Below are 22,358 nucleotides of genomic sequence, written 5' to 3'. Positions count from 1 at the left end.
AGACTTTCAAATCCTCAAACAGAGCCATCATACGAAAGGGAGCTAGCACTATGAATGATAACACAAAATATGTAGGTTTAGACGTCTCTAAGGAAAAAATAGCGGTTGCGGTTGCCGAAGAAGGAAGAAACCAGCCCCAGTACATCGCGATGATTCCTTATCGACCAGAAGCGATTCGGAAACAAATGAGCCGATTAGGGGATCCGAGCCAGTTGCGTGTCTGCTACGAGGCCGGACCCACCGGATATGGCCTTTATCGTTTACTCAAGGCGATGGATATTTATTGCGAAGTCATTGCTCCGTCCCTGATTCCGCAAAAGCCGGGTAATCGTGTCAAAACAGATCGACGTGATGCTCTGCAGCTGGCAAAATTATATCGAGCAGGCGAACTCACCCCTATTTATGTTCCCAGTGAAGACGATGAAGCACTCCGTGATCTCGTCCGTGCACGGGAAGATGTCAAAGAAGATGAATTGCGCGCGAAGCATCGGCTTACGAAGTTTCTTTTGCGGAACGAAATCAAAGAACCTAGTGGAGTACGAAAGTGGACCCGAGCGTACAAAGATTGGCTCGATAAACTTTCGTTCGAGAAAAGCGCCTCTTTGGTAGTTTTTCAGGAATACTTGCACACACTCAAAGACATTGAACTTCGCTTAAATCGTTTAGAAAAGGAAATTGAGCGTCAAGCAAAAGAAGGACACCATGCGTCGATGATTCAGGCGCTTCAAGTTTTTCGTGGCATTTCAACCATCACAGCCACAAGCCTTGTAGCGGAAATAGGATCATTTCAGAGATTTCAGACTGCGCGACAGTTCATGGCTTATACCGGGCTCATCCCTAGCGAGCACTCGAGTGGCGAGTCCCGGCGACAGGGGAAAATCACAAAAACAGGCAATCGTCATGTTCGACGGCTGCTCATTGAATCTGCATGGAGTTATCGTTATCAGCCGGCCGTTAAGGGTGCTTTGAAAAAGCGTCAAGAAAATCAACCGCCACAGCTTTTAGGCATTGCTTGGAAAGCACAGACGCGCTTGCACACAAAGTATTTCCGTTTAATGGGAAGAGGTAAGGAAGCAGGCAAAGTAGTGACGGCGATCGCACGGGAACTCGCTGGGTTTGTTTGGGCACTCACGCAACAGCTTGACGAACCGAAAACGGTCACTCTCAATGAGGAGCGCACTGCATGACCTTTGACAGGGAGCCTCTGTGGGCGCTGTTTTCCCGCAAAAGGTGGCCAGCTTGAGTTTTGCACGGCTTCCCAGCCTACCACGCCCACCTCTCCCTGTCAAAGGGTGCTCGTATCTTGTTTCGTTGTAGAAAAAATAAAATAAAAGAAGAGAAGGACTTGAGAATAGGGCTGGAAGGCAAAGATGAAAACCGTAAGGGATAACGCACGACTTACACATGTGCTCGCTTGAATTGAAGTGAATGCACGAAACGAGTTCGTGACAGATCCTGAGACGGAACGATAAAATGTGAAAACCCACGGATATCAGTATACTCATCGGCGAAGAGATTTTTGCCTTCGAGCCGTGCGCTCGAATCGTTCTAGAAAGCATTCGTTCATAAAAAGAGAAGGTGAATTCAAAAGAGACGCAGTGGAGTGATGGAGTTGAAAGAAAAAAAGAAGCCCAAGAGCTTCTCTTCTTAAAGTTGGAATAAAACAGCTGATCCAATCCAATGTAGTGGGGGTATTGACAGTTTTGTTCATATCAGTGTAAGTGGTCCGGAAAAACGCCGCGTCCTGCGGCCCTCCGGACACTAGGCCGTCCATGGCCGTCGCAACTAAGACCTCGCCTTCGTCAGAGGCTTGGCAAAGCCAAGTTTTCTAATCTTAGTACATGACATTTACGATTTATTTCGCGTATTGTCGCACCTTGGGCTGAACATATGCGGCAGTAAAAGCCTCAATTTCATCAAGTGAATCCGAAATCAAAACCTTTGACCGATCATTTTCCGACAAAAATCCTTCATCAACCATTTGATCAAAAAAATGCTTCATCAGATCATAATAACCATTTACATTTAAGAAAATGCAAGGACTATCATTTTCGCCAACTCTAGCCCAAGAAAAAGCTTCAGAGATTTCTTCAAGCGTTCCGGGTCCTCCGGGGAGCGCGATACAGCAATCAGCCAGTTCCATCATTTTTTTCTTTCGTTCATCCATATCGTGGGTCACAATTAATTGGTCCAGTCGATCATGTGCGATTTCGCGATTGACGAGAAATTGAGGCATGATTCCAGTCACTTTCCCCCCGTTTTCCAATACAGTATCGGCAACAACCCCCATTAGCCCCACTTTGCCACCGCCGTACACGAGTTCATAGTGATTGTCCGTGATCCAGTTTGCTAGTTTCACCGCGTAATCTTCATAGATAGGATTCTTCCCTTTGCTAGCGCCACAATAAACTGCAATTCGTTTCATCTTGATTCACCTTCTATTAAAAACTGTAAATTCAATATAGCATAAATTGAGATATTTTCATCGTAGAACCCATTAGTGGCACCTCTACTAATTTTAATTGTTTTCTTGCAACCCCAAACGAACAATAATATGATTAAAGAAAACATTGATCGAATGAATATATTCTTAATGGAGGACTACTATTTGAGCGCGTTAATTCAGCAAATCAGAAATCGACTAAATCAATTATCGGAAGCAGAGAAAAGGGTTGGCCTCTATGTCACACAATATCCTGAACTTGTTCCCAGCATGACTTCCAGAGATCTGTCGATTAAAGCAGATGTCAGCGAAGCGACTGTTGTTCGCTTTTGCAAATCAATTGGCGCGGCCAACTTCAAAACATTCAAGTTAGAGCTTGCAAAAGAGCTTACCATTTCTAAAGAAGACCTAACAGATTTTTCCAGTCTTCAAAAAGCGGACGCGCCTTACGACCTTTTTTGCAAAGTCACACAATTAAATAAACAGGCAATTGAGTCAACGCAGCTCTCTCTTGATCGTAAAAATTTTGAAAAAGCGGTCAGTCGTCTACAGGCAGCCGACAAGATTATTTTTTATGGTGTTGGCGGTTCTTCAATTGCGGCGACTGATGGCAGCTACAAATTTTCACGTCTCGGTTACCATTCCGTCATGATTCCCGATTTTCATCAGATTGCCGCCACAACCCCGTTTCTCACACCTTCATCCGTATTTGTCGCAATCAGCATGTCCGGTAAAACAAAAGATGTACTGCAGCTCACCCAACTTATGAAGAACAAAGGTGCATGCGTTGTGGCAATTACTAATGCGCAGCATTCGCCACTTTTTAAAACTGCAGACATTCAACTGTGCACACCTGCTGTCGAACAAGATTTTCGCATTGGCAGCATCGCATCCACAATGACACAGCTGAACATTATTGGCGCACTCTATCTAAGTGTCTTCCACTTATCAAGCGATCAATTGGTTGATCAGTACCGAGAAGCTCGGGAAGCGGTCATCAAATTTAGGCGCTAACACTTTGATGGCTTTTTTTGCATTTTTTGAAATTATATTTCACTATTTTATAAATATATATTGACTTTTCATTTCAATTTAATAGAATATTAAGAAGAAACATAATAAAGAAAACAACAAAGGTGTGTGTGCAGTGACTGAAAATCTCTCGACCGAATGCCGTAATCAGAACACGATGAATCTGGACACCATGTCGCTCCATGAATTATTAGTTTTAATGAATCATGAAGATCAGACTGTACCACTAGCTATTAAGAATGCATTGGCAGTAATAGAACAAGCTGTTGAGCAAGTGGTTTCTTCTTTCCAAGCGGGTGGCCGTCTGATCTATATGGGTGCGGGAACAAGCGGCAGGCTAGGCGTCCTTGATGCCTCTGAATGTCTGCCTACATTCAGTGTCTCCTCAAGAATGGTGAAAGGAATCATTGCCGGAGGCGAAAAAGCGCTAACGACAGCAATTGAAGGGGCGGAGGACAGCGAGAAACTTGGAGGTGAGGATTTAAAGAAACAATCGATCGGACCGCTGGATACTGTTATGGGGATCGCGGCCAGCGGGAGAACGCCTTATGTGATCGGAGGACTTAAGTACGCGAAAAGCAAAGGAGCGAAAACCATCAGCCTTGCGTGCAACACTAATGCGGAAATCAGCCATTACTCGGATGTAGCAATTGAAATTGAGACAGGGCCAGAAGTATTGACCGGCTCCACTAGACTTAAGGCAGGGACTGCACAAAAACTCGTTCTAAATATGATTTCCACCGCATCCATGGTACAAATTGGAAAAGTTTATGGAAATTTGATGGTGGATGTTCAGCCATCGAATAAGAAACTAATTGAACGCTCCAAACGGATTGTCATGCAGGCAACCGGTATTGACCATGAAATAGCAGAGAAACAATTTGAAGAGGCGAAACACAATGTCAAAGCAGCGATTGTCATGACTCTGCTAAACTGCTCATATGATGATGCCATTGATCAATTAAACAAAGCAAACGGATTTATTCGGAAAACTTTGAAGGAGGAATGAAGGAAATGAAAAAAGAACAGCAGATGGCAGCATCCATTTTGGAGTACATTGGTGGCAAAGATAACATTCAGAAAATTATGCATTGTCAAACCCGCCTGCGCCTCTCCATTAATAATAAGAAAAAAGCAGATTTGACGAAATTAAAAGCGATTAACGGTGTCATGGGGGTAGTTGACGATGACACCCTGCAGATCGTAGTTGGACCGGGCACTGTTAATAAAGTTGCTGATGAACTAAGCACATTGACGGGCCTCGCGATTGGTGAAGAAAAAAATCCCGACAATTTAACACTTAGCGAACGCGCCGCAATAAACAAACAAACTATGAAAGAAAAAACGAAGAAAACACCAATAAAGCAACTGCTTAGAAAAATTGGTAATATCTTTATTCCACTCATTCCAGGACTTGTCGCTTCTGGATTAATTAATGGCATCGCAAATTTTGCAATTAATGCTGGTGCAAATCCAAAATCAACTTTGCTGTCCATTCTAGTGCTTATCGGAAGCAGTCTTTTCACTTTCTTAGCAATCCTAGTCGGCTGGAATACCGCTAAAGAATTTAACGGAACTCCTGTTCTTGGTGCGATTATGGGTATGATCCTGTTCAACCCAATGCTCGCAAATATTACTATCTATGGTGAACCATTGACACCGGGGCGCGGTGGTCTTTTTGGTGTCATATTCGCCGCATGGTTGATCACAGTTATTGAAAAACAAGTACGTAAAGGTATACCAAATAGTATCGATATTATCGTTACGCCGCTTATTTCATTGCTTGTTGTCGGACTTCTTTCTCTTTATGCAATTCAGCCGTTATTTGGTGTATTCACTGACGGAATTACGCATGGTATTCAAGCAATCCTTAATATCGGCGGCGTTGTCGCTGGCGCACTTCTCTCCGGTTTCTTTCTTCCTCTTGTTATGGTGGGCCTGCATCAAGGACTGACACCAATTCATCTTGATCTGATCCACCAGTTCGGTTATACAAGTCTCCTACCCGTACTTGCAATGGCTGGCGCAGGTCAGGTAGGTGCAGCAATCGCCATCTATGTCAAAACAAAGAATCAAAAACTTCGCGACAATATTAAAGGCGGACTGCCCGTTGGATTTCTTGGCATTGGTGAGCCACTACTCTATGGTGTCACCTTACCCCTTGGTCGCCCTTTTGTCACAGCATGTATTGGTGCTGCTTTTGGAGGCGCCTTCCAAGCAGTCATGCATACGGGTGCGGTAGGGATTGGGGTGTCCGGTCTTTCATTAATCCCGCTGATCGCTCAAAATAAATATATTTACTATTTTATCGGTCTTGTCATCGCCTATGCCGCCGGATTCATTTTTACTTACTTGTTTGGATATAACGAAAAAATGGCAGATAATATTAAATAATTTCACGAAGCCAAGTGAATGGAGAAATGAAGCTGTTATATCAATTTATCTGCTTCATTTCTTTTTTCATGTGACGATGTTGTTCGTGAAAAGGAGAGAACACTATGCTTGGCATTTCCATTTATCTAAATCAGCCAATTGACCAGCAGCAAGAAAAAATTAAGCACTATAATGCTCAGGGGTTTAACATGATTTTCACTTCATTGCACATTCCTGAGGAAAACAAAGAAGTGTATCGAGAACGTCTCATTGAATTAGGAATTCTTGCAAAAAATTTAAAAATGAAATTAATCGTCGATATTGATGCCAGTTCCTTGAACACACTCCATCTCAGACTCAACGAGGCAAATCAATTAGACCAAATGGGTATCAGCGCCCTCCGTTTAGATGAGGGGTTCGACGAAAAAGTGACTGCTGCACTATCCAAACAGATTCCAATTGTACTCAACGCAAGTACACTAACTACTGAATTGCTGCGAAATATGACAAAGGAAGGCTTGAATGTGAATCAAGTGACTGCCTGCCACAACTATTATCCACGTCCGGAAACCGGTCTATCACGTCAGGCCTTCCGACAACGCAATCAGTTTTTAAAAAATGTCGGGCTATCAATTGCAGCTTTCTTTCCAGGTGATCAAAATAGACGCGGACCAATTTTCAAAGGTCTGCCAACGCTTGAGTATCACCGCAATTATTCACCTTTCGCATCCTTTCTAGATCTATCTCAAGAAGATGTTGATGATTTAATTCTTGGAGATTCTGATATGAGCGAGCACGCGCTTCGGCAATTCTCTTCCTGGAAAAATGGCCTATTCCTTTTACACGCTCATCCTAAGACAGATGATCTTACTCTGCTTGAGGCAGTAGCTTTGCCCCAATCCAATCGACTTGATGAAGCAAGAGATTGCATTCGATCACAGGAATCCAGAATGCAGCATCTATTGAAACTGCCTGTTCTCCCGACAAACCATTCTGTATCTAGACTCATTGGATCGATTACGGTTGATAACCAACTTTACGGAAGATACCAAGGCGAAATTCAAATCACCAAACATGATCTTCCCGCAGATCCAAAGGTTAATGTCATTGGAATAATTATGTCTGAGGATTTGCCCTTGCTTCACTTCATGCATGGCGGGTCTAAATTTCAGATTGAATGGATCTGCTGATAAATTAAAGTGCTGATGTATCATGCTATCGAGTAGGAGGAGATAATTTCTCCGACCTCTCACACCACCGTACGTACGGGTCCGTATACGGCGGTTCAATAGCTTAAGTGTACATGCTCGAACAGATGGACTAGATTTTTGAGTCCCACCTGTTCGAGTATTTTGTTTGTGATCGACCGATGTAAGATATGGCTACAGGCGATGCGCCAGTAGCCTTTTCGTGTATTTGCCCATTCCCATGCTTTTGGTTTTGGAACGTTAAGTTTCATGAGACTTTTATATCTCGTCTTGACTTTCTTCCAACGTTTCCAAATGATCTGGCGAATTCTTCGCCGGAGCCACTGATCAATATGCCGAATATAGCTCTTCATATAGCTTATGCCATAGTAGTTGATCCATCCTGTGGTTACTTCATTAATTTCTTTAACGATCCCACGGATGTTACCGCTTCGGCTTCTTTTCGTCAGTTGTTTGAGCTTTCGCTCAAAGCGCTTTTTCGACTTGATGTGGGGGCGAAATCCCAATCCCTGCTTGGTCGTGTGCAGGCAGAATCCAAGAAATTTAAGTTTCGTTGGGCTGCCGACCTGAGTTTTCTCCCGATTGACGGTTAGTTTCAGTTTATCTTCCAGAAAGGTGGTGATGCTCTTCATGACTCGTTCGCCCGCTCTTCTGCTTTTGACGTAGATCGTACAGTCGTCGGCATAGCGAACAAACTTATGTCCTCTTCGTTCCAGTTCCTTGTCCAGTTGATCAAGATAAATGTTGCCTAGAATGGGCGAGAGATTCCCCCCCTGGGGAACACCGGCCTCGGTCGGTACAACCTTTCCATTCGTATGCACACCACTGCGCAGGAACTTGCGAATGAGTTGAAGGACGATTTTGTCCTTAATCCGTTTTTCCACGCAATACATCAACTGATCATGATTCACTGTGTCAAAGTAGGCTTTTAAATCAAGATCCACCGCATATCTATATCCTGCTTCGTAGTAAGCCTTGACGCGTTTCATTGCGTTATGGGCACTGCGGTGCGGGCGGAAGCCAAAGCTGTTGTCTGAGAACGTCGGATCAACGATTCGTTCCATCACTTGAAGGATCGCTTGTTGCACCAGTCGGTCACAAACAGTCGGAACGCCAAGGTTTCTTTTTGATCCATCGGGTTTGGGAATTTCCACACGTTTTACCGGTTGTGGCTCGTACGAGCCATTCGTGATCTGTTGGATAAGCTCATCCCTATTTCGCATGAGAAAGGGAAAGAGTTCATCAACGGTCATTCCATCAATTCCGGCTGATCCTTTATTCGCCTTAACACGCTTATAGGCTCGATTTAAGTTCATTCGGTCGGTGATTCTCGTGATGAGATCATGCACACCATCTCTTCTTTCAGTTTCACCGTGAGTCGTACTGCACACTTCTACCGTACCTTCGGATTCCATCCTATTCTTCGATAGATAGCCATCTTTTGATGTTGTCTGTGATTGTCGCATGACTCACACCTCCGCTGCTTCCAAGATTACTATTGTTCAGCCCTTCGTCCTGTCGGACTACTATGGCTTCTGCTGACTTCTTACAGTTCACCAAACCATCACTGGCTCGGTTGCTTCTGTGGAAATTTTCTTTCCTCTTGTCGGAGGCCCCTGTAAGATCTCCCCGGGTAAGAACGACCGCTTTCCTTCCATGTGGCTGCTGCATATACTGTTTGAGATTCGGGCAGTATTGGACTTCACCTTGTTACGCAGGCTTATCCGTCTCTATTCAGCCTTAGTATGCAGTTCTTGTTCATCAGCCCAGAAGTTTGCCTCCGGCTTCCTTCAGATTCCACCTCACGGTGGACACCCTTGCCTTTGGCTAACAGTTCCTACTGCCAAGCCTGTAGCGGACTTTCACCGCCTAGCTGTCGTCCATGCCGGGCGCACGTAAAAAAGCAAACTGAACCTTACTGCTCAGTTTGCTTTTTTGTTCATTTAATCATAGGCTTGGAAACAAAAAGTTTTACCTTTCCATGTTCTTTGACTTCTATATCTTTACGCAGTGGCATCTGATCGAATTTTCCACTGGCAATTTGTGTTCGTTGAAGTACTAATTTGGATTTAGGCGCCGTCGGAGGGTGGGTCATCATTGGAAGATAAATAATGCATAGAATCAGGAACAAGCGAAACGATTGGAGAAAAAGCTTCCGTGTGAGTCGCAAGCTATTCAGCTCCTTAGTTAAATTGTGATCCTATGGTTAAGTTTAAAAAAGAATTGTGAAGTGCGCTTTAAGTGGAGATTAAGAATTGAAATGGCGCACGTAAAGAAAACTTGGCTCAGCCAGCCCTCTTGCGTAAGCTGAGTCTTAGTTGTGCTTATACTATTTTCAATTGAATTTCTACTTGTTATAAGTCACAAAAAAACCTCTCCTTAGACCGGGAGAAGTTGTGCTTTGATCAACTGATTCAATTAACTATCGAGTCGTTTTCGTCTCATTTCACCATTTTCAAAACTGAACAAGACCGGATGATCCTCAATCATTGTCTCCATGTGAACCGGTCGTCCCCAGAGCTGAACAAGATACTTAAGGACGCCTTCTAGATCTCGAACATCAAGCTCTGTTCCTTCATAACGGTGCTTTAGCAGCAATTCGCCATTGTTTCGATAATCGCCGTTCTCAACGACAATATAAGGAAAACCGCCATTAATGCGCATGGATACAAGCTGATCGCGTACATTCCTCCAACCTTTATCTGTAATGGTATACTTGTCGCCTTTTTTCTCAAACATGAACAAGTCTTCACGTTGGACAAGAGGCTTCGACAAATAATTGCGGATGAACGACTGATCGGATTCAAGTTCTCTTACTTCGAAAATTTTCTCACGCCCGGTGCCTTCTTTAATACCAGTGGAGAGCATCTCATCACTGGGATGATTATAGCGCTCCTCTATATCTTCAAAAATCTTCAGACCGAGGTAATAGGGATTCAGACTTTGCTGAGATGGCTGAACCACCTGCGCATTCAGTTTAGCAAACTCAACCGCTTCTGAGGAAGTCAGATCCAGTTCGCGTATGATTCGTGCATGCCAATAAGAGGCCCAGCCTTCATTCATGACTTTTGTTTCCAACTGCGGCCAGAAATAGAGCATTTCCTCGCGAAGCATGGTTAATATATCCCTTTGCCAATCTTCCAGCACTTTGCTGTATTCCTCAATAAAGAACAACAAATCTTTTTCAGGACGATGCGGGAATTTTGTTTTCTCAGACTCATCCTGAGCAGGATCTTCCGACTCATCAAGTCCAATCAAGTCCTGATATTCAGACAACGGTTTTTTTTTCTTTTTTGCTGGTTTACCCGGCTTGCTGTCCAGCCAGTCACCTTTTCGGATAATACGCGGGTCCACATGCTCTTGAATGGCCAGTACCGCATCAATAAATTTCTCCACATTTTTACTGCCATATTGCTCTTCATAATTATGGATACGTTCTGCGGTCGCGCTCATGCTCTCGACCATATCCCGCCTCGTGTTGATGAATCGGACATTGTTTTTAAAGAAATCACAGTGCGCCAGTACGTGTGCGACAATCATTTTATTCTGAATAAGGCTATTCGTGTTGAGCAGAAACGCGTAACATGGGTTAGAATTAATCACCAACTCATAAATTTTGCTTAAGCCCAGATCATACTGCAGCTTCATTTTATAGAACTGCTTGCCGAAACTCCAATGAGAAAATCGTGTTGGCATGCCGTAAGCGCCAAATGTATAAATGATTTCTGCGGGACATATCTCATACCGCATCGGATAAAAGTCGAGACCAAATCCTTCCGCAATCTCCGTAATTTCGGCAATTGAGCGTTCAAGTTCTTTATGATCATCTGTTTTCATCGGATCGCTGCATCCTTTCTGAGCCATAGTGACTCTACGCAATGGCTTTATTCTTCATCTTATGAATCTGACCGACTGGAATATACCCGGCAGGCTCTTAAAGAATATGTTCAATGGTTTGGGGAAAGGGAAAAAACCGTTAAGAGGTAAAAAAACGAGCCCATAGGCTCATTTTACTTTACGTTTATTCAATCGCTCTTGAGGATGCGCATTGGGTTCGTCAGCAATGAGCTGATCCGCCAACGTATGGAAACGTTCCGCACTCATTGACGGTATTTGATTATCATTCATATAAATAATCCGTTCGTAACACTCTGTCAACAGAAGCAATGCATTCCCGTTGTTCTGATGACAAACACGGTTTGCAAACTCGCGCAACGTCTCGGTGTCCGATCGTTTCACTCCGTTCAACGCAAGTATTCGAAGCAGCAGGCGATATCCATTCCGAAAGTCCCGGGTGCTGTGTAACGGATTCTTTTTAATTTTCCATCTGTAAATCGCACGCAGCCACTTTTTTCGTGTTACTAGTGCCGCTAACGTTCCGATCAGCAGAACAATCAATGTGATCCAGCCAATACGAGACCAATTCATGCCAACGCCCGGCGAATTATTTGCCGAAGCGTTTTTCTTTTGGTCACTAGCTTTGTTCACAGAATGATCCGCTGGCTGTTTCTCCAGTTGTTGCGTGGCTCCATCCTGCTGGCTCTGAGCACGCTCAGAGCTGCCCGAAGGTTGTTTTGAACTCGATCCTTCAGAATCATTACTTGGTGAAGCGCTGGCAAATTGGCTTGGATCACTGAACGAAGGTGTCGGTTCAAAAGTAACCCAGCCGCTGCCCGGAAAATAGACCTCTCCCCATGAATGCGCGTCTGCGTTTGTAATTTGATATTGATTCAAACCTACGTTTTTTCCATTCACTTTTTCCTGGACTTGTCCTTGAAACTCACCCGAAGTAAATCCCTTGACCCATCGTGCCGGAATTCCCGCCGAACGCAGCAGTACAACCATCGACGTCGAGAAATTATCACAATAACCCACTTTTGAATCAAAGAGAAACTGATCGACATAATCCTGGTTCTGAGATGGACGCGGGATCTGTTCCGTCGAATATCTGAATCTTGAGGAACGTAAATAATTGACCACAGCCTTTACTTGATCATAGCGGTTCGTATGTCCGGCTGTTAGTCGTTGACCGAGCGCACGTACGCGATCAGGCAAATCTTGAGGAACTTGAAGATAGTGTTCTCGAATGATCTCGGGATCGCTTTCGGAAGTCGCTTTCCTCAGAATCGATGTTTGGTAGACAGGCTCAGCGTACGCTAATTGTTCTGAGGACACTCTTTTTTCATCAATAGGCAGCACCTGTCCCGTTGTCTGCTCAATTTTCAGCTGTTTTCCAGGGACAGTGATTTGCATCGGTTCACCGCTGTATGGCAAAATCGCCGGGCTTGCTTTGCTGAAATGTAGTATGGCTGTCTGTTTATTTGTTTTTGTTTGCGCTTCGTACAGTGACAAATTAGATGCGAGCGTCTTCGCAGCGGATGCCGGTAAATAAAAAGGTTCACTATTACTCCACCCGCGACCGGTGTAGTGGTCTTTGTGCGCCACACGCCAATAGCCGGGATTTCCACTGATCGCAGCTGTAAACAGCGGCGTCTGATCCATGCCAATTGATCCTCCAAGACGTGAGTCGTCATCATCATAGCCAATGCGCTGGTTTCCTGAAAAGAAGGATCCGTTTTGAAATAAGGAAAATCCGAATCCGCTGAGGTAATCCGATGATGCTGCCCAACGCGATTCCGGCTTAGGCATGAGCAATGCGAGTACCACAATCACAGCGATGATGCTACTTGTCGCGGCAATCCACGAAAAACCGCTTCTAAGCTCTTTTTTTTCGGTGTTTTTTAACGGAAATTTTTTCCATTTCCACATACTGAGCAGAAGTAATGCGCACACAACAATGCCAATCATTGTTTTACTGCCATCATATACCGTAAACGTATCAATGAGCACGCCGCTTAGCACTGCAAGCGATGTAAAAAGAACAAGCCTTCCCTTCTGAATCCAATATCTGATCGCAAATAGAATCAATCCGAACAATAGAAAAAAGAGAAATGCGCTGAACAAGTCCGACTCCTCTGCCGGCTGTCCATGCCATAGATACTCTATATTTTGACTTATTCCTTCGCCTAATTGAATCAGCCAATCCGCACTCAGAATCGGGTACGTATAAAAGAAGTAATGATGCATTGCATGTAAAATCAGAATACCGCACACAATTGCACACAACCCATTCGACCATTCCAAATAAAAGATCAGCATCATAATCGCGATGAAGATAACGAGTAAACTTTTAGAATTGAGAATAGTCAGTTCAATGAGCGGTTGTGCGCACAGCCATAAAAGAAAGCCTGCCAGCGCATAAATAATCGTATTGATCACTCGATTAAATGGACGCTCATTCAATCACGTTCACCTACCTTTAGTTCCTTTTCCGAAACGATCGTTGCTGAGAACCAAGATGATCTCAAATGAGTGAAGTCCGTTTCAGGCAATTCATCCGTGATATAAAACAACTTTTGCTGCTGTCTGCTCTTCGCTGCAAATTCACTCATGGTAAAAGCAAGCTGCGCGTCCGTGCTCACAGCATAGCCTAAGTAACTTTTATTTCCGGACATGCGCACTTCGTCCGCTTCAAGAACCTGCTGTTTTGTCAGCTCTGCCAATGTTTGATAGACCTGATTCAGCGTGCGGGATGAGCTGTCCTGTAAAAAAAGAGCGGCAGACCCTGAGCGGTACGTCAATAACACGGTAAATCCATAATTCAGAAATGTTTTCACTAATGAAGCGGTATAGGAAATCGCTCGCTCAAAGCGCTCGTCCGATTCCTGCTTTCGCGAAACAAGCACAATCGAGACATAGCGTTCACGCTCCGGTTCAAATTGCTTTGTAACCAGAGTGTTGGTTCTGGCTGTTGACTTCCAGTCCATCCGAGAAGGTCGGTCACTGGGACGGTAGGCACGAATTCCTGAAAAATTAGACAAATCCGCCTGTTGAGCAAAAGCGTCAGCTGTTTGATTCGGCAGATCCAGCTCATGAGCTGCTATAACGCGCGATTTCGGATAAACATAAACGACTATTCTGCTGCTTAATTGGACTGATCGTTCAAAAAATCCAAACGGATCGCCTGTCTTAAGAACAAGACTCTTTAGAACATGCCTTCCTCTTGGCATATTAGATAAATCTAGCGGGATCGTCACTTCACGTGAACACCAACACATAACTCCTGCCGTATGTGTTATACCGTTCCGCAGCGAGTCTTTGGGACTTTCGTAAATGGACATCAAAAAGAGAGGGAAAGCCAAACGCCTTTTCAAATGGATCTGCAAATGAAGTGTATCACCGGAAAATAGTTGATCATTATCAATCGAACGCACAATAACAATTGAATGAAATGGATACAGCAATAGGGCACTCAAATACAAAGCAATAGGGAGAAACGCGTAGAAGAGAAACCAGCTCAGGAAACCTCCGTGAGCGATTGCGAACAAAAACAGTACGACTGCAGTCACGAATGTTGGTACAACACGCAAAATAGAATATAAACGGCCTTTTTCCAACCAATGCCCAATCATTCAATCGGTTCCTTCAATGAGACTGGAACCTTTGTCTTACTGACGATTTCTTGAATGATCGACAAAGGCTCCCTATTCTCATAAGCTGCTTCCTGTTTGAGAATAATACGATGAGCAAGGACATAAGGTACTGCAGCTTTAACATCATCCGGAATCACGTACTCACGTTGTTCAATAAAAGCGATCGCTTGTACTGCACGCAGCAAGCCGATCGTGCCGCGAGGACTTACTCCGAGCGCAATCAATGGGTGCTCGCGCGTCGCCTGAATAAGATCCATTAAGTAATTTTTCATTTCTTTGGAAACGTAAACGGACGCAACTTGGCGACGCAGATACAGGACATCATCCACTGAGAGGATTGGTTTCAAGTTACTGAGCGGGTTATGATCCGGCACTCGGTCAAGCAGTGAAAGTTCATCCCTGCGGTCGGGATAACCTATGGATAATTTCAATAGAAATCGATCGAGCTGCGCTTCAGGCAAGGGGTATGTTCCTTCATATTCAATCGGATTTTGTGTAGCCATGACAAAAAAGAGATCCGGCAACTCCCGAGTAACGCCGTCAACCGTTATATGGCCTTCCGCCATTCCTTCAAGCAACGCCGATTGAGTCTTGGGTGATGTGCGGTTTATTTCGTCTGCAAGAATGATGTTGCCCATCAGTGGACCGGGCCGAAATTCGAATTGCGCATTCTTTTGATTGTATATTGTTAACCCGGTAATGTCTGAAGGAAGTAAATCAGGAGTGAACTGAATGCGCTTGAAATCAGCACCTATCGACTTTGCGATTGCGTGAACCAGTACCGTCTTTCCAACGCCGGGTATATCTTCGATGAGCACATGGCCGCCAGCCAGCAATGCTACGGTAATCAGCTTCACTACCCTTCTTTTCCCAACAACAACAGTTTCCACATGATCAATGAGTTCGGAAATTACGTGATGCGCTTCAACGCTTGAATTCATAAGTAACCTCGATTCCGATTATTTTCCGATTAGTTAAACCATTAACCTTAGTGTACAAAAAAAATTCGATTAATTCCAAACATAGGGCTGAAAAAAAAGAACACACGATATAGCATTCGTCTGTTCTTTTTCCTTTATGATCGCCTGTAGAACAGCATTCACTGACTTACAGTTGGCTCTTAAGCTGTTCTGCTGAAACAACCAAGGTCTCTACTCCCGCACCTATCTGTTCAGTAATTGCGGCAAGTTCATTAATACTATGTTCCGTGACAGATGAAAGGTTGCTGCTTTGATCTGCAGATTCGATAATACTTTCGAATTTCTCTCCCGTATGCTTCGATTCCTGCATACTCTTCTGAATAATCGACGTAGTCTTATCAAGAGAAATAACCACATCACCCGTGACGGTTGTTGATTTATGAATGAGTTCGGAAATTTGAACCATCGCTTTATTGGTTTCTTCAGCCAGTTTCTGAATTTCTTGAGCGACGACAGTGAATCCTTTTCCATATTCTCCCGCTCTTGCCGCTTCAATGGCAGAATTGATCGCCAAAATATGGGTCTGTTCGGAAATTTCTTTGACTAATAAAGTTACTTGTCCGATTTGTTGTGACGACGTTTCCAGTTCGCCAACCATTTTACCCATTTCCTTTACAGACTGGCTTGCAGCCATGACCTGAACAAAAAGCTGTTCCAACTGCTTTTGACCTTCTGAAGCATGTTGTTTCGCGTTTCGAGATACTGTGTCTCGTTTCTGAGAGTTTTCACGCACAATTTTAAATTGATCAAGGAGACTGCGAACCGCTTCCTCACTATGCTCAGAGAGCTGCGTCAACTGACTGCTCACGTGTAGAATAGCCGTGCGCAAGTCCTCTCGTCCAATTTCATACTCTCTTTTTAACGTCTTCTCGTATTCTTCGTCATAAGCCTCAAGAACAACTTGCTGTTCAAAGCTGATCATCTTGTTGATCGAACGAATCACGCGATCCGCCTCGTTCTTGTCCGCAACGTTTTCCAAGACAATGCTGATCAAATTCGAGAGCAGGTTCTGGAATGTGCCCATGTAATAAGGAGGAGTCAGCGCAATCCGATAATGCATAATACCGACCTGAAATCTACGTTTGATAAACGCTTCATCGATCACTCCGGAAAACAAGTCTAACACATGGACCGCCAATGTCTTGCTCAATTTTTCAATCGTACTATATTTATCAATAATTTTCTTAAGCGGTTCAATTTTATAGAAACTGCTATAAAATTCATTTGCCATTCGTTCTATATCTTTCTCTACGAACGGCCGCATCACTTTCATGATTTGAAGATCGAATTCTTTAATGTCAAGCATCTCGATCTTCTCAAGCACTTTCGAGTCCAGAGTATCAATTAACACTTCTTCTGATTTCGCCTTCTCCAACCATGATGTAACCTTTTCTTTTCGGTTTAGTAACTGCACGCCAAACACTCCCATCCAAAATAGTCACAGATCAAACATTCTATAACCAATTCTTTTCCGTCAATGGTGATGGTTCACTGTTTATCCCATTGTTTATGCTAAATATTTTTCAGAAAAATCTTCTTCTGCAAGCGGTCGACTATAATAATAGCCTTGAATGGCTCGGCATCTGCATGATTCGATTGCGAGCAGTTGTTCCTTTGTCTCAATACCCTCCACAATCACGTCGATCCATAATTGTTCGGCCATGGACACAATTGCAGTCACAATCGCTTGATCTCGATTGCTTTTGGCAATATCCAAAACAAATGATCGGTCAATTTTTAATTGATTGATCGGTAAACTCTTCAAGTAACTGAGTGAGCTGTATCCCGTTCCGAAATCGTCGAGACTGACACCAACGCCAAGTGCTCGGATCTCGTTCAGAATCTTAATTGAGCGCTCCAAGTCCTCCGCCATGGTTGATTCAGTGATCTCTAGTTCCAGATATTCAGGACATAGTCCGCTCACTTCCAATGCATGGCACACCCGTTTCACTAATGAATCGTCATGAAATTGATTAAAAGAGAGGTTTACTGAAACAGGAACTCGTGGAGCACCTCGATCCTGCCAGCTCTTCATCCGTTGACATGCCTCTTTAAGCACCCACCAGCCGATTTCACGAATCATGCCCGTCTCTTCAGCGACAGAAATGAAGCCGCTTGGAGGGACGATGCCGCGCTTTGGATGTTTCCAGCGGATCAGAGCCTCAACGCCGATCAATGTCCCGTTGCACGCGTTGACTTGCGGCTGATAAAACAAGACAAATTGATGGTTGTATAAAGCGGTTTGCAATTCGTTCTCAGTGCTTACTTTCATTATAAGCTGTTGATGAAGCTCATTGTTATAAAAGAAATAGCTTTCTTTGTTGCTTTTCTTAGCTTCCCTCAACGCCGCCTCAGCGCTCGCCAAAATCTGCACACTGGAGGTACCGTCATAAGGATATTCGGAGATGCCGATGCTGAATGTTGCATAGATTTCTTTTCCTTCAATAGTGTGCGGTTTCTCAGTGGTGTGCACAAGTTTTTCAGCTATATGAATTAATCCGCGTTTGTTCAAACAACTTTTGCAGATAATCATAAACTCGTCGCTGCTGATTCGAAATAATTCCGCGTTCATTCCATTAAGCGTCTGATTAACCCTTCCGGACAGAGAAATCAGTAACTCATTTCCGATACTTCTTCCGAATATTTCATTTATTATTTTCAACCGGTCAATATTGATTTTCAAAAGTGAAAACGATTGCTTGCTTATTTGACAAGTCTTGATTAAGTCAACAATTGTCTCTTCAGCAACCAAATTATTAGGTAACCCTGTAAGTACATCATGAAAAGCCTTAAAACGTATTTCCTCCGCTTTTTGGATCTCGTACGCTTTCTTCATCTGCTGATAGCTGTCCATGACCAATTGATAGTTCAGATTAAGCACTTTGCCTAACGCATCGGAAATCGTCAGTGCTTGTTCGCTGTAATTGACAGCTTTGATGATCCCATCCATAAGTCTGCGCTGATACAGATGGTTAAGCGCGGCTTGATTGGTCAAGTTTAGATGATGATCAAAGAAAAAAGCCGCCTGGTCCCTGCATATCGTCAGAAAGTGCTGATCGATGATTCCACTGAAAACACTCCGAGCTTGCGTTACGTACATGAGTGTCAGATCTTCTTTTGTCTTCTCAGACAGAACCATACTTTGTATATTGAATAAATCGGAAACAGATTGACTCATCTGCTGAGCAACATGGGCGAAGTCGTGTAACATAAACGGGCGCATCCATCTTACCAATTGTAAATCCAACATGTGGATTTGCGTCAGGCTAATCCGCTGTTTAACCAAATGGTCGCTAATTGATAAATCTACCGCTTGCTTCTTCACTTCCGCGAGCCATTTTTCTCGATTTAACTGTTCCCCCATCTTGTGTTCACCCTCATCATTTCTTTGCTGCCTTAATTTCGTAATTGAGAGACTAATACATTCTTTTTATCGTCACAAGAGGAACAAAAGTGAACAGGTTCATGATTGATTCAAAAAAATTTTTAGCAAAAAACAAAACATTGACGAACGGTCCATTCCATGTTAGTATTCAAATTAACTTAATTAATCTCTTATTGCGAGCGGCGGAGGGACTGGCCCTATGAAGCCCGGCAACCTTTCAGATTTATGAAAAGGTGCTAATTCCAGCAAGATTTCTGTTTTAGAGATCTTGAAAGATAAGAGGGTGCGGATGATATGTCAAGCCTCTCTATTAAACTAGAGAGGCTTTTTGTTTGTCCCCTCAAAAAAATAGGATTGCAGAACACAGGAGGATGATCATGAGTAACGTATTAAGCGCGAATCTTGGATACCCGAGAATTGGTGAGAAAAGAGAATGGAAAAAGGCACTTGAACAATTTTGGGCAGGAAAAATTTCAAAAGAAACTTTTCTAGATACGGTAAAAACATTGCGATTAAGTTATCTAAAAAAACAAAAGGACATTGGTGTCGACCTGATTCCAGTTGGCGACTTCAGTCTCTATGACCATGTTCTTGATACCGCCGTTCTTTTTGGTTTAATCCCTGATCGATTTAAATCAGACGAAAAAGAAGTATCCCTCGAAACCTATTTTTCGATCGCCCGAGGCAACAAAGATGCAGAAGCATCGGAAATGACAAAATGGTTTAACACAAACTATCACTATATCGTTCCGGAAATCACTAATGATACGAAGCCTTATCTCACTAGGAACCGCCTTCTTGATCTGTTCAACGAAGCGAAAACAGAACTGGGTATTATTACAAAGCCCGTTATTGTAGGACCAATCACATTATTGAAACTCTCAAAAGGTTATGATGACGATCACTTTACCACACTGCTTGACGCACTGCTTCCTCTATACGCCCAAGTACTAGGCGAGCTGCAAGCGGCCGGCGCGGAATGGGTACAGATTGATGAACCGATTCTTGTTAGAGAACAAAGCGAAGAAGATCTTGCTGCATTCAACCGCGCTTACAAATTTATTAAAGAAAGCGTTCCTGAATTAAAACTTCTGCTTCAAACCTACTTCGAAGCGATTGACGACTACAAAGAAGTTGTGCAATTGCCTGTAGATGGAATCGGACTTGATTTTATTTACGGCAAAGAAGCGAATCTGGCCGCGATTAAAGCATACGGCTTTCCGGAAGACAAAGTACTTGCCGCTGGAGTTGTTGACGGCCGCAATATCTGGAAGACTGATTTAGCTGCAACACTTGCCGAACTTCAAACCTTGCTTTCAGCGGTTAAGGATCACGGAAAACTTTGGGTCACTCCGTCATCAAGTCTGCTGCATGTGCCGGTAACGGTATCCAATGAAAACGATCTGGATTCGGTCTTACTGAACGCACTTTCCTTCGCAGATGAGAAACTGAACGAAGTCGTTACGCTTGCTAAGGGACTAAGCGAAGGCGAAGCCGCAATCGCTGACGCTGTTCAGAAGAGCAGCGCAGACCTTCAAGCGCTACAGCAATCGGCGCACCGCAATAACCAAGCGGTTCAAAAAGAAATCGACCAATTAGGCGATGAACTGCCGACACGTCCGGGCTCATACAAGCTGCGCCAGCAAATTCAGGCCGACGCGTTCAATCTGCCGCCACTGCCGACGACAACGATTGGAAGCTTTCCGCAGACAAAGGAAGTTCGCCAAGCACGACGTAATTGGAGAAAGGGCGAATGGTCCGACGCTAAATACGAACAGTTCATTAACGACGAGACAGCAAAATGGATTCAAATTCAGGAAGATCTCGGCATCGATGTACTCGTGCATGGCGAATTTGAACGAAACGACATGGTTGAATATTTTGGTGAAAAGCTCGCAGGCTTCGCCTTTACCCGTTTTGGCTGGGTTCAGTCTTACGGCTCGCGTTGCGTGAAGCCACCACTGATCTTCGGTGATGTATCATGGATCGCACCGATGACTGTCAAAGAAAGCGCCTATGCACAATCGCTGACGAAAAAGCCGGTAAAAGGTATGCTCACCGGACCGGTTACAATCTACAACTGGTCGTTTGTTCGCGATGACATAAGCCAAGCGGAAGTCTTCAATCAAATTGCGCTCGCATTGAAAAAAGAAGTGCACGCACTTGAAGAGGCGGATATTCGCATGATCCAAGTCGACGAGCCTGCGCTTCGTGAAGGTTTGCCATTGAAGGAAGCAAAGAAAGCCGGCTACCTCCATGATTCTGTTTATTCGTTCCGTCTCGCGACCACATTCGTCAACAACGACACACAAATTCATACCCATATGTGTTATTCTGAGTTCGATGAAATCATCGATACTATTGATGCACTGGATACCGATGTCATTTCGATCGAGGCCGCCCGCAGCCATGGTGAAATCATCGCCACATTTGAGGATTTTGACTATAAAAAAGGCATCGGACTTGGCGTGTATGACATCCACAGTCCACGCATCCCAAGTGTCGAAGAAATGAAATCTTATGCCGAACGCGCGTTGAAAGTTCTTGATCCAAAGGTTGTCTGGATCAATCCGGACTGCGGTCTTAAGACACGACGCCCGGAAGAGACCATTCCAGCACTCAAGAACATGGTCGAAGCCGCTTACGAAGTGCGTGAAGAACTTAGTAACCACGTTGGAAAATAAGTACTATTAAATAAGAAGCAGAGCCGCGATCATTGTCGCGGTTCTTTTTTTGGTATGCTTTTTAAACTGTAGCGCACAGTAAATACGAACTGCGCAACAAAACAATACCTGATAAAAAGAGACGGACAATTTTGCATTGTCCAGGCGAAATTATCGGAGTTCAAAGAAAAATATCCCCGTTCAGAGCAAAGTGTCAGCGCTCAGGCAAAAATATCAGCGTTCAGAGCAAAGTATCAGCGTTCAGGCAAAAATATCAGCGTTCATTCGTTATGGTGTTGAACTTTCTAGGAATTCGGTTCAACTTTTCGTTCGTTGGGTTGAACTTTTCAAGGTTTAGGTTCAACTTTTCGTTCGTTAGGTTGAACTTCTGGTCTTCGGTTGAACTTTTCCTCTCTTCGGTTGAACTTTTCCTCTCTTCGGTTGAACTTTCCACTCGTTAGGTTGAACCCTCTTGGTTGAACTTTCCACTCGTTAGGTTGAACCCTCTTGGTTGAACTTTCTAGGGGTTCGGTCTAACTTTTCCTCTGTTCAGTCTCACTTTTTATGGTTTGGTCTAAGCTCTAATTTTTCAGTCGAGTATCTTCCGTCTACTGTTCGTGAATGGAAATGTGGATTCTTTTTTCTGAACCATTAAAATTGTTATCCTTTTTTTTCTTATAACGAAAACTTAAATTCTCCGAGCCTCTGGTAAAGGCAAGGATCCGTTGCAATGACCAGCCTAGTATTCGAAGTATTCGGCTTGGCACCTGATGTGCTTCCG

14 protein-coding genes and 1 riboswitch are annotated in these 22,358 nt (G+C 43.8%); of the genes, 6 read left to right on the top strand and 8 right to left on the bottom strand.

From position 1 onward, the window contains the following. Nucleotides 1-50: 50 nt before the first annotated feature. Nucleotides 51-1,187 carry an IS110 family RNA-guided transposase gene (locus tag ABWW58_RS00455; RefSeq protein WP_353867341.1) on the top strand — a complete coding sequence of 379 codons (1,137 nt, stop codon included), beginning with the start codon at nt 51-53 and terminating at the stop codon, nt 1,185-1,187. A gap of 668 nt (nt 1,188-1,855) precedes the next feature. Here ABWW58_RS00455 and ABWW58_RS00450 read toward each other — a convergent pair. Further along, nucleotides 1,856-2,425 (bottom strand): LOG family protein, encoded by a 570-nt coding sequence (locus ABWW58_RS00450; RefSeq protein ID WP_353867340.1) that lies wholly within the window; start codon nt 2,423-2,425, stop codon nt 1,856-1,858. A gap of 183 nt (nt 2,426-2,608) precedes the next feature. Between ABWW58_RS00450 and ABWW58_RS00445 the strand changes: the two genes are divergently transcribed. The 4 genes from ABWW58_RS00445 to ABWW58_RS00430 all read left to right on the top strand — a co-directional run bounded on the left by ABWW58_RS00445 (nt 2,609) and on the right by ABWW58_RS00430 (nt 7,038). After that, nucleotides 2,609-3,457: a MurR/RpiR family transcriptional regulator gene (locus tag ABWW58_RS00445; RefSeq protein WP_353867339.1), complete on the top strand. Its 849-nt coding sequence runs from the start codon at nt 2,609-2,611 to the stop codon at nt 3,455-3,457. Between the two features lie 124 nt (nt 3,458-3,581). Beyond that, the gene (gene murQ / locus ABWW58_RS00440) at nt 3,582-4,484 is read left to right on the top strand and encodes an N-acetylmuramic acid 6-phosphate etherase (protein ID WP_353867338.1); all 903 of its coding nucleotides are present in this window, start codon (nt 3,582-3,584) and stop codon (nt 4,482-4,484) included. Between the two features lie 5 nt (nt 4,485-4,489). Further along, nucleotides 4,490-5,869, top strand: a complete 1,380-nt coding sequence (locus ABWW58_RS00435; protein ID WP_353867337.1) for a PTS transporter subunit EIIC — start codon at nt 4,490-4,492, stop codon at nt 5,867-5,869. A gap of 104 nt (nt 5,870-5,973) precedes the next feature. Further along, entirely contained in the window at nt 5,974-7,038 is a 1,065-nt protein-coding gene (locus ABWW58_RS00430) for a DUF871 domain-containing protein (protein ID WP_353867336.1), read from the top strand. Nucleotides 7,039-7,133: 95 nt separating this feature from the next. Here ABWW58_RS00430 and ltrA read toward each other — a convergent pair whose 3' ends face one another. From ltrA to ABWW58_RS00395, 7 genes are all read right to left on the bottom strand, one after another. Next, entirely contained in the window at nt 7,134-8,522 is a 1,389-nt protein-coding gene (ltrA, locus tag ABWW58_RS00425; protein WP_353867335.1) for a group II intron reverse transcriptase/maturase, read from the bottom strand. 952 nt (nt 8,523-9,474) lie between these two features. Further along, nucleotides 9,475-10,893, bottom strand: a complete 1,419-nt coding sequence (locus tag ABWW58_RS00420; protein WP_353867334.1) for a SpoVR family protein — start codon at nt 10,891-10,893, stop codon at nt 9,475-9,477. Between the two features lie 168 nt (nt 10,894-11,061). Beyond that, nucleotides 11,062-13,359, bottom strand: coding sequence for a transglutaminase TgpA family protein (locus ABWW58_RS00415; RefSeq protein WP_353867333.1), 2,298 nt, complete (start codon nt 13,357-13,359; stop codon nt 11,062-11,064). After that, on the bottom strand, nt 13,356-14,528 hold the full coding sequence (locus ABWW58_RS00410) for a DUF58 domain-containing protein (RefSeq protein ID WP_353867332.1): 1,173 nt from the start codon (nt 14,526-14,528) through the stop codon (nt 13,356-13,358). Before ABWW58_RS00410 ends, ABWW58_RS00415 begins: the two co-directional genes overlap by 4 nt. After that, nucleotides 14,525-15,490 carry an AAA family ATPase gene (locus ABWW58_RS00405; protein ID WP_353867331.1) on the bottom strand — a complete coding sequence of 322 codons (966 nt, stop codon included), beginning with the start codon at nt 15,488-15,490 and terminating at the stop codon, nt 14,525-14,527. Before ABWW58_RS00405 ends, ABWW58_RS00410 begins: the two co-directional genes overlap by 4 nt. A gap of 166 nt (nt 15,491-15,656) precedes the next feature. After that, a complete protein-coding gene (locus tag ABWW58_RS00400) occupies nt 15,657-16,943 on the bottom strand; it encodes a protoglobin domain-containing protein (RefSeq protein ID WP_353867330.1) in 1,287 nt (428 codons plus the stop codon). 93 nt (nt 16,944-17,036) lie between these two features. Then, nucleotides 17,037-18,893, bottom strand: coding sequence for a putative bifunctional diguanylate cyclase/phosphodiesterase (locus tag ABWW58_RS00395; RefSeq protein WP_353867329.1), 1,857 nt, complete (start codon nt 18,891-18,893; stop codon nt 17,037-17,039). 188 nt (nt 18,894-19,081) lie between these two features. After that, nucleotides 19,082-19,196, top strand: a riboswitch (SAM riboswitch). Between the two features lie 95 nt (nt 19,197-19,291). Between ABWW58_RS00395 and metE the strand changes: the two genes are divergently transcribed. Then, nucleotides 19,292-21,598: a 5-methyltetrahydropteroyltriglutamate--homocysteine S-methyltransferase gene (metE, locus tag ABWW58_RS00390; RefSeq protein WP_353867328.1), complete on the top strand. Its 2,307-nt coding sequence runs from the start codon at nt 19,292-19,294 to the stop codon at nt 21,596-21,598. Nucleotides 21,599-22,358: the final 760 nt, after the last annotated feature.

The sequence above is a fragment of the Sporolactobacillus caesalpiniae genome (assembly GCF_040513385.1).
Lineage (GTDB): Bacteria > Bacillota > Bacilli > Bacillales > Sporolactobacillaceae > Sporolactobacillus.
The sequence above is the reverse complement of the archived record's forward strand: the minus strand, read 5'-3'. Positions and strand labels throughout refer to the sequence as shown.